The sequence below is a fragment of the Leifsonia sp. KNZ12-8B genome (genome assembly GCF_056755495.1).
In genome coordinates, this window is the sequence record NZ_JBPGXM010000156.1 from 1 (window position 1) to 7,982 (window position 7,982).

General features: G+C 70.6%; 5 protein-coding genes, 1 tRNA gene and 1 pseudogene. 2 read left to right on the forward strand and 5 right to left on the reverse strand.

Annotation, left to right across the window (positions count from 1 at the left end; all coding sequences use genetic code 11):
* Window positions 1-44: 44 nt before the first annotated feature.
* Both ACR9ZG_RS16825 and ACR9ZG_RS16830 read right to left on the reverse strand, forming a co-directional pair.
* Window positions 45-2,324 carry a glycoside hydrolase family 3 C-terminal domain-containing protein gene (locus tag ACR9ZG_RS16825; protein WP_481285999.1) on the reverse strand — a complete coding sequence of 760 codons (2,280 nt, stop codon included), beginning with the start codon at window positions 2,322-2,324 and terminating at the stop codon, window positions 45-47.
* Between the two features lie 23 nt (window positions 2,325-2,347).
* Entirely contained in the window at window positions 2,348-3,667 is a 1,320-nt protein-coding gene (locus tag ACR9ZG_RS16830) for an MFS transporter (RefSeq protein WP_481286000.1), read from the reverse strand.
* Between the two features lie 99 nt (window positions 3,668-3,766).
* Here ACR9ZG_RS16830 and ACR9ZG_RS16835 point away from each other — a divergent pair.
* A pseudogene (locus ACR9ZG_RS16835) lies at window positions 3,767-3,943 on the forward strand (TetR/AcrR family transcriptional regulator); the annotation flags it as partial.
* Between the two features lie 194 nt (window positions 3,944-4,137).
* On the opposite strand, the gene ACR9ZG_RS16840 reads toward ACR9ZG_RS16835, so the two are convergent.
* The 3 genes from ACR9ZG_RS16840 to ACR9ZG_RS16850 all read right to left on the reverse strand — a co-directional run bounded on the left by ACR9ZG_RS16840 (window position 4,138) and on the right by ACR9ZG_RS16850 (window position 4,929).
* On the reverse strand, window positions 4,138-4,389 hold the full coding sequence (locus ACR9ZG_RS16840) for a hypothetical protein (protein ID WP_481286001.1): 252 nt from the start codon (window positions 4,387-4,389) through the stop codon (window positions 4,138-4,140).
* Window positions 4,356-4,428 (reverse strand) — tRNA-Val (locus ACR9ZG_RS16845). The genes ACR9ZG_RS16840 and ACR9ZG_RS16845 overlap by 34 nt, the downstream gene beginning before the upstream one ends.
* 30 nt (window positions 4,429-4,458) lie before the next feature.
* Window positions 4,459-4,929 carry a peroxiredoxin gene (locus ACR9ZG_RS16850; protein WP_481286002.1) on the reverse strand — a complete coding sequence of 157 codons (471 nt, stop codon included), beginning with the start codon at window positions 4,927-4,929 and terminating at the stop codon, window positions 4,459-4,461.
* A 158-nt stretch (window positions 4,930-5,087) separates the two neighbouring features.
* On the opposite strand from ACR9ZG_RS16850, the gene aceE reads away from it, so the two are divergent.
* Window positions 5,088-7,814: a pyruvate dehydrogenase (acetyl-transferring), homodimeric type gene (aceE, locus tag ACR9ZG_RS16855; protein ID WP_481286003.1), complete on the forward strand. Its 2,727-nt coding sequence runs from the start codon at window positions 5,088-5,090 to the stop codon at window positions 7,812-7,814.
* Window positions 7,815-7,982 lie beyond the last annotated feature (168 nt).

Consider the following 7,982-nt stretch of genomic DNA (forward strand, 5'->3'; position numbering starts at 1 on the left):
CGTCACGATGGCCGTGTCGGCGCGCCGGGGTACGGGGAGGCGCGCTACTTCTGCGGTGCGTTCGCGGCCTCGAGCAGACCGTCGATCATCTCGGGGGTGACCTGTCCCCCGGCCATCATGCCGATGCGGCTGATCGGGAAGGAGCCCATCATCTTGTCCATCGAGACGCCCTCTGGCATGATCGCGGACGCCCCCTCGAGCATCTGCGCCATGCCGGCGAGGGCCTGCTGCACCATCGGGCCGGCGACGGGATGCGCCATGACCTCGGCGAGCGAAGACTCCCGGGTGAGAGGAAGGCTGACCTCGTCGCCCGCGACCGCGACGGTCGCCGACGCGCGCAGGTCGCGGCTCGACGCGCCGACCTCGACGCGGTACTCGCCGCCTTCGACGATCCAGCGCTCGGCGCGCACATCCCAGTACGCCAGGTCGGAGCGCCGCACGGCGATCGTGACCTCGCGCGACTCCCCCGGGGCCAGCTCCACCGACGCGAAGCCCTTGAGCTCGCGCGGCGGGCGCTGGACGCGCGATCCGGGCAGGGACGTGTAGACCTGCACGACCTCGCGCCCGGCGCGGTCGCCGGTGTTGGTGACGGTCACGCGCACCTCGACGTCGCCGTCCGCCGTCTCCAGGGCCGTCGCCTCCCCGTACCCGAAGGTCGTGTACGAGAGGCCGTGGCCGAACGGGAACGCGACCTCCATCCGGCGGGCGTCGTACCAGCGGTATCCGACGAAGAGACCCTCGCCGTAGCGCACGTGTCCCTCCTCGCCCGGGAAGTTCAGGAACGCCGGGGTGTCCTCGAGCCGCAGCGGCACCGTCTCGGTGAGCTTGCCCGACGGGGAAACAGCGCCGAACAGCACGTCCGCCGTGGCGGAGCCGCCGGCCTGGCCGAGCAGCCACGCCTCCACGATCGCTGGCACGGAGTCCGCGAACGGGAGGGCGACGACGCCGCCGTTGGAGAGCACGACGACCGTGCGGGGGTTGGCGGCGACGACGGCGTCGATGAGGGCGAGCTGGTCGGCGGGCAGGTCGATGTCCTCCCGGTCGTACCCCTCCGACTCCAGACGGGCCGGGAGTCCGGCGAACACGACCGCGACCGACGCTCCGGCGGCGGCGGCGACCGCCTCCTCGCGCACGCGCCGCGTCTCCTCCTCGGTCGCGTCGACCGCGAGGGAGAAGCCGGGCGCGTAGGCGGCCTGCGGGGCGAGGGCGCGCAGGGACGTGAGCGCGTCGTCCAGGCGGGTGGGGTGGATCATCGACGAGCCGGCTCCCTGGTAGCGCGGCTTCTCGGCGAATGCGCCGATGACGGCGAGCGACTGGTCGTCGCGGAGCGGGAGCAGCGGAGTCCCGTCCACGGCGTCGTTCTTCAGCAGCACGATCGACCGGGCGGCCGCCTCGCGGGCGAGGGCGTGGTGGGCGTCCACGTCGAGCGGGCCCGCCACGCGCGGCGTCGCCGCCCAGCGGACGGCGAGGTCGGCGTTGCGCTGCGCCGACGCGTCCAGGACCGCCTCGGCGAGGGAGCCGTCCTGCACCGCGGCCACGATCTGCGCGTCGGTGGCGCCGCCAGAGCCCGGCATCTCGAGGTCGAGACCGGCGCGCAGCGCCGCGACGCGGTCGTTCACCGCGCCCCAGTCCGAGACGACGAGACCGTCGAAGCCCCACTCCCCTCTCAGCACGTCGGTGAGCAGCCACGGGTTCTCGGACGCGAAGACGCCGTTGATGCGGTTGTAGGAGCACATCACCGTGCGCGGCTGCGCGTCCTCGACGACGCGCTGGAAGCCGCGCAGGTAGATCTCGCGGAGCGGACGCGGATCGATGTCGGACGAGGACCGCATCCGGTCGTCCTCCTGGTTGTTCGCCGCGAAGTGCTTGAGCGACGCGCCGACCCCCTGCGACTGGATGCCGCGCACGATCCCGGCGCCGAGCGCGCCGGACACGATCGGGTCCTCGCTGAGGTACTCGAAGTTGCGGCCGCAGAGCGGGGAGCGCTTGATGTTGATGCCGGGGCCGAGGATGACGGCGACGTCCTCGATGGACGACTCGACGCCGAGGGCGGTGCCGACGCGCTCGGCGAGCTCCTCGTCCCACGAGGAGCCCAGCGCGACCGCCGGAGGGAAGCACGTCGCGGGCACGCTGTCGCCGATGCCGAGGTGGTCGCCGCCCTCGCGCTGCTTGCGCAGGCCGTGCGGCCCGTCGGTGAGCATGACGGAGGGGATGTCGCCGACGGCCTTCGTGCGCCAGAAGCTCTCGCCGCTGGTCAGCGCCGCCTTCTCCTCGACGCTCAGGCCGGTCAGATCGGCGCGCGGGCCGGTCGTGGTGTCGGTCATGGGATTCCTTTCGATGGTGATGGTCAGCGGGTGGCCTTGATGGGCCACACGGCCAGCGCCCCCAGGATGCCGAGGACGATCGCGATCGGGAAGAGCGCGGTGTAGCCGAAGGCGAGGACGATGGCGCCGGCGACGCCAGGGGCGATGGTCTGCGGCAGGGTGGCGGCGATGTTGACGACGCCGAGGTCCTTCGCGAACGACTTCGCCGACGGGAGCACCTCGCTCATCAGCGCCGTGTCGACGGCCTGGAACATCCCGAAGCCGAAGCCCGCGATGACCGTCATGATGATCCACGCCGTCACATCGGGCCAGAGCCAGGGCAGCAGGAACCCGAGGCTGACGACCGCGGCGGAGGCGAACACGAACGGCTTGCGGCGACCGAACCGGTCGGACAGTGGGCCGGAGACGACGGTGGAGACGATGATCCCGACGAGGCTCAGCATCCCCAGCAGCGGGATGAGCTGCTCCGGGTGGTCGACGTGGAAGTAGTCCGTGAGCAGGAACAGCTGGAAGCCGGTCACGGCGAAGTAGCCGGTGTACAGCAGCAGGCGGCCGGTGAACGCCCAGAAGAAGTCCGGGTGCGCGATCGGGTTCACCCAGAACGTCTTGAGGAAGTCGACGAGGGTGAACGGCTCGCGCTCGATGCGGGTGCTGGAGTAGTCGGGGTTGAACACGACGAACAGGCTCAGGACGACCAGCGAGAACACCGCGAAGAAGACGTACCCGACCGTGAGGCTGTTGAAGAAGAGCGAGCCGACGATCTGGCCGCCGAGCGCGCCCACCATCAGCCCGATCCCGGACAGCGCGGCGAACGTGCCGCGGCGCTTCAGCGGCACCCGGTCCGGCATGATCGCGGTCAGCGGGCCCTGCGCGACGTTGTAGCTGATCTGCACCAGCGTCCAGGCGATGACGACGCCGATCAGCGAGTTCGCGAACGCCAGCCCGACCAGTGAGAGGCCGCCGGCGAGCGAGCCGATGACGATCCACGGCGCCCGGCGACCGAAGCGCGAGCGGGTCCGGTCGGAGACCTGACCCGCGATCGGCTGGGCGATCATCGCGGCGAACGCTCCGATCGTCGCGGCGATGGTCAGGTTGGCGACCTTGTCCTGCTCGCCGAACAGCAGGGTGATCTGCTGCGGGAGCAGGATGCCGGGCAGCGCTCCCCAGATCAGGTAGATGCCGAGGTTGGCGGGGATGATCCACACCATCAGGCGGCGCAGGCCCTTGATCGGCGCCGGCGGGTCGTCGTTGCCGGAGGCGGTGCCGACGAAGGTGTTGGTCGTGACGGGCGCGATGGGTTCGGGGGCGGTCTCGCCGGCCGGCACGGAGGTGTCTGACGTCATTGTCGTGGGGGTCCTCTCACCATCCACCGTGGATGGTGGGAAAACCATACGTCACTCGGTTTTCCAAAAGCAAGCATCGTTCGGGTTTATGCTCGGGGCATGGCACGACGAGGGGCGTACGCGAAGGGTGTGGCGAAGCGGGAGGAGATCCTGGAGGCCGCGCTCGACGTGATCGCCCGCGAGGGCTGGCACGGCGCATCCGTCAAGGAGCTGGCCGACGCGGTCGGCCTGTCGCAGGCCGGACTGCTGCACTACTTCGGCAGCAAGGACGAGCTGTTCACGGCGATCCTGCGCAAGCGCGACGAGGTGGACTCGCGCCGGTTCGGCGACCTGACGGGAGAGCCCTCGCTGCAGAGCGTGCGCGAGGGCTTCGTCGGGGTGGTCAGGCACAACGCCGAGGTCCCGGGTCTCGTGCAGTTGTTCTCGCGCCTGGCGGTGGAGGCCGGAGACGCGTCGCACCCGGCCCACGACTACTTCGTGGAGCGCAGCGCCACCCTCCGCGAGATGTTCGCGCGCACCCTCGCCGACGAGCAGGCGGCGGGCCGCGTCTCCCCCGCCGTCGACCCCGAGACGCTGGCCCGCCTGGTGCAGGCGGTGTCCGACGGCATGCAGCTGCAGTGGCTCCAGGACCCGACCATCGACATGGCGGCGACGGTGGAGGCGCTGTTCGTGCTGCTGGGGGTGACTGTGGGCCCTGCCGGGATCGAACCGACGACATCCACGGTGTAAACGTGGCGCTCTACCAGCTGAGCTAAAGGCCCTGGTGCCGCCAGCCTAGCGGGCGCCCGCGGTCAGACGTGCGCGGGCAGCAGCTCCAGCGCGGCGCGGTACGACTCGATCGAGCGGGCCTCGCCGGGGGCGGTGATGAAGGAGGCGCGGATGATGCCGCGCTCGTCGATGACGAAGGTGGCGCGGTTCGCGAAGCCCTTCTCGGGCAGGAAGACGCCGTACTCCTTCGCGATCTCGCCGTGCGGCCAGAAGTCGGCGAGGAGGCTGAACCCGTAGCCCTCCTGCTCGGCCCACGCGCGCAGCGTGTACTTGGAGTCGACCGAGATCGCCAGCAGCTCCACGCGGTGGTCCTCGAACAGGGCGAGGTTGTCGCGGAGCGCGCACAGCTCGCCGGTGCAGGTGCCGGAGTACGCCAGTGGGAAGAAGACGAGCGCGACGGCCTTGCGCCCCCGGAAGTCGCTGAGCCGCACCGACCGGCCGTGCTGGTCGAGGAGCTCGAAGTCGGGTGCTTGGGTGTCGTTCTCGAGAGCCACGAGGAGACAGCATAGACCGGGCCGCCGGGAGCGCCAACCCGGCTGTCAACGACGCCCTCCGACTGAGGCTAGGCTGAAGGATGGTGCGCACTGTTTGTCGTGACCCGACAGCACATGACGCCGTCCACGATCCATCCGACACAAGAAAGAGGTCGAGGGTGACTGTAAACGACCAGGACCCGTACTCGGTGAATAACACTGATTCGGACCCGGAGGAGACCGCCGAGTGGCGGGAATCCCTCGACGCACTGGTTGCCGCCCAGGGCCACGAGCGCGCTCGTGAGATCATGCTGAGCCTGCTGAAGCGCTCCAAGGAGCTTCACCTCGGCGTGCCCATGGTTCCCACCACGGACTACATCAACACCATCTCCCCGGAGAACGAGCCGGAGTTCCCCGGCGACGAGGAGGTCGAGCGCCGCTACCGGGCGTGGATCCGCTGGAACGCGGCCGTCATGGTGCACCGCGCGCAGCGCCCCGGCATCGCCGTCGGCGGCCACCTCTCCAGCTACGCCTCGAGCGCGACGCTGTACGAGGTCGGCTTCAACCACTTCTTCCGCGGCCAGGACCACCCGGGCGGCGGCGACCAGGTCTTCTTCCAGGGCCACGCCTCCCCCGGCCCCTACGCCCGCGCGTTCCTCGAGGGCCGGCTGAGCGCCGACCAGCTCGACGGCTTCCGCCAGGAGAAGTCGCACGCGGGCGGCGGCCTCTCGTCGTACCCGCACCCGCGGCTCATGCCGGAGTTCTGGCAGTTCCCGACCGTGTCGATGGGTCTCGGCCCGATCAACGCGATCTACCAGGCGCAGCTCAACAAGTACCTCACCAACCGCGGCATCAAGGACGCGTCCGACCAGCACGTCTGGGCGTTCCTCGGCGACGGCGAGATGGACGAGGTGGAGTCGCGCGGCCAGCTCCAGGTGGCGGCCAACGAGAAGCTCGACAACCTCACCTTCGTCATCAACGCGAACCTGCAGCGCCTCGACGGCCCGGTCCGCGGCAACGGCAAGATCATCCAGGAGCTGGAGAGCTACTTCCGCGGCGCCGGCTGGAACGTCATCAAGGTGATCTGGGGCCGCGAGTGGGACGACCTGCTCGCCCGCGACACCGACGGCGCGCTGGTCAACCTCATGAACCAGACGCCGGACGGCGACTACCAGACCTACAAGACCGAGAGCGGCGCCTACGTGCGCGAGAACTTCTTCGGTCGCGACCCGCGCACCCTGGAGCTCGTCAAGGACTACACCGACGAGCAGGTCTGGGGCCTCAAGCGCGGCGGTCACGACTACCGCAAGGTCTACGCGGCGTTCAAGGCGGCGATGGAGCACAAGGGCCAGCCGACCGTCATCATCGCGAAGACCATCAAGGGCTACGGCCTCGGTCCGAGCTTCGAGGGCCGCAACGCGACCCACCAGATGAAGAAGATGACCCTCGACAACCTGAAGGCGTTCCGCGACGCGATGCGCGTCCCGATCACCGACGCCCAGCTCGAGGAGAACCCGTACCTCCCGCCGTACTACAACCCCGGCGCAGAGGACGAGACGATCCAGTACCTGCACGACCGCCGCCGCGCGCTCGGCGGCTACGTGCCGGAGCGCCGCGCGAAGTACACGCAGTTGAACCTCCCGGACGACTCGGCGTACGCCATCTCCAAGAAGGGCTCCGGCACGCAGGAGGTCGCCACCACCATGGCGTTCGTCCGGCTGCTCAAGGACCTGCTGCGCTCGAAGGACTTCGGCCACCGCATCGTGCCGATCATCCCGGACGAGGCCCGCACCTTCGGCATGGACGCGTTCTTCCCGAACGCGAAGATCTACAACCCGAACGGCCAGAACTACACGTCGGTCGACCGCGAGCTGCTCCTGGCGTACAAGGAGAGCCCGCAGGGCCAGATCATCCACGTCGGCATCAACGAGGCGGGCGCGCTGGCCGCGTTCACCAACGTCGGCACGTCGTACTCGACCCAGGGCGAGCCGCTCATCCCGGTCTACGTCTTCTACTCGATGTTCGGCTTCCAGCGCACGGGCGACGCCCTGTGGGCGGCGGGCGACCAGATGGCGCGCGGCTTCCTGATCGGCGCGACCGCCGGCCGCACCACGCTGACCGGCGAGGGCCTGCAGCACGCCGACGGCCACTCCCCGCTGCTGGCGGCGACCAACCCGGCCGTGGTCTCGTACGACCCGGCGTACGGCTACGAGATCGGCCACATCGTGCGCGCCGGCCTCGAGCGGATGTACGGCGGCAACCACCCGAACCCCAACGTCATGTACTACCTCACGGTGTACAACGAGCCGATCGTGCAGCCGGCCGAGCCGGAGGGCGTCGACGTCGACGGCATCGTCCGCGGCCTCTACAAGCTCCGCGCCTCCGAGGTGCAGGGGCCCAAGGCGCAGCTGCTCGCGTCGGGCGTCGCCGTGCCGTGGGCGCTGGAGGCGCAGCACCTGCTCGAGCAGGACTGGGGCGTCTCGGCCGATGTCTGGAGCGTCACCTCGTGGGGCGAGCTGCGCCGCGACGGCCTCGCGGCCGAGGAGCACAACTTCCTCTACCCGCAGCAGGAGAAGCAGGTCCCGTACGTGACCCGCAAGCTCGAGGGCGCCGACGGCCCGTTCGTCGCCGTCACCGACTACGAGCACGCCATCCCGGACCAGATCCGGCAGTTCGTGCCGGGCGAGTACGCGACGCTCGGCGCCGACGGCTTCGGCTTCTCGGACACCCGCCCGGCGGCCCGCCGCTTCTTCAAGATCGACGGCCCCTCGATGGTGGTCCGGACGCTGGAGCTGCTCGCGGCGCGCGGCCAGGTCGACCCGAACGCTCCCGCGTGGGCGATCGAGAAGTACCTGCTGCACGACGTGAACGCCGGCACCACCGGCACCGCGGGCGGCGAGTCCTGACGACCGGCGCAGGCAGCGGACGCGGGGGGGGGGGGGGGGGGGGGGGCGCGCCCGCCGCCCCCCCCCCCGGCGCCGCGGGCGGGGGGGGGGGGGGGGGGGGGGGGGGGGGGGGGGGGGGGGCGGGGCGGGGGGGGGGGGGGGGCGGGGGGGGGGGCGGGGGGGGGGGGG

Coding starts and splice junctions, on each gene's coding strand:
- ACR9ZG_RS16825 (WP_481285999.1), bottom strand. CDS start 2,324: ATGACCGACACCACGACCGGCCCGCGCGCCGATCTGACCGGCCTGAGC.
- ACR9ZG_RS16830 (WP_481286000.1), bottom strand. CDS start 3,667: ATGACGTCAGACACCTCCGTGCCGGCCGGCGAGACCGCCCCCGAACCC.